Here is a 569-nt window from a genome sequence, read left to right as displayed (position 1 = left end):
GCCAACGTCAAGATGTCGATGAACCCGTTCTGCGAGATCGCCGTGGAAGAAGCCGTACGCCTGAAAGAGAAAGGTGTTGCGACTGAAATCGTCGTCGTCTCCATCGGCCCGACCACCGCTCAAGAGCAACTGCGCACCGCGCTGGCTCTGGGTGCCGACCGTGCCATCCTCGTCGAATCCGCCGAAGATCTGACTTCCCTGGCTGTTGCCAAACTGTTGAAAGCTGTTGTCGACAAGGAACAGCCTCAGCTGGTGATCCTTGGCAAACAAGCCATCGACAGCGACAACAACCAGACTGGCCAGATGCTTGCTGCATTGAGCGGCTACGGTCAGGGCACGTTCGCTTCGAAAGTCGAAATCAGCGGCGACAGCGTTGCTGTTACCCGTGAAATCGACGGCGGCGCGCAGACAGTTTCCCTGAAACTGCCAGCCATCGTCACCACCGACCTGCGTTTGAACGAGCCGCGCTACGCGTCCCTGCCAAACATCATGAAAGCCAAGAAGAAGCCTCTCGAAGTGCTGACTCCGGACGCTTTGGGCGTTTCCACCGCCTCCACCAACAAGACCGT

The 569-nt window shown here is 58.2% G+C and carries 1 protein-coding gene; it reads left to right on the top strand.

Translation table 11 applies throughout. The features are described from left to right. A partial coding sequence (locus tag KVG88_RS30950; protein WP_217873643.1) for an electron transfer flavoprotein subunit beta/FixA family protein occupies positions 1–569 on the top strand: 569 nt, incomplete at both ends.

It is taken from the genome of Pseudomonas azerbaijanoccidentalis, assembly GCF_019145495.1.
Taxonomy (GTDB): domain Bacteria; phylum Pseudomonadota; class Gammaproteobacteria; order Pseudomonadales; family Pseudomonadaceae; genus Aquipseudomonas; species Aquipseudomonas azerbaijanoccidentalis.
The sequence above is the reverse complement of the archived record's forward strand: the minus strand, read 5'-3'. Positions and strand labels throughout refer to the sequence as shown.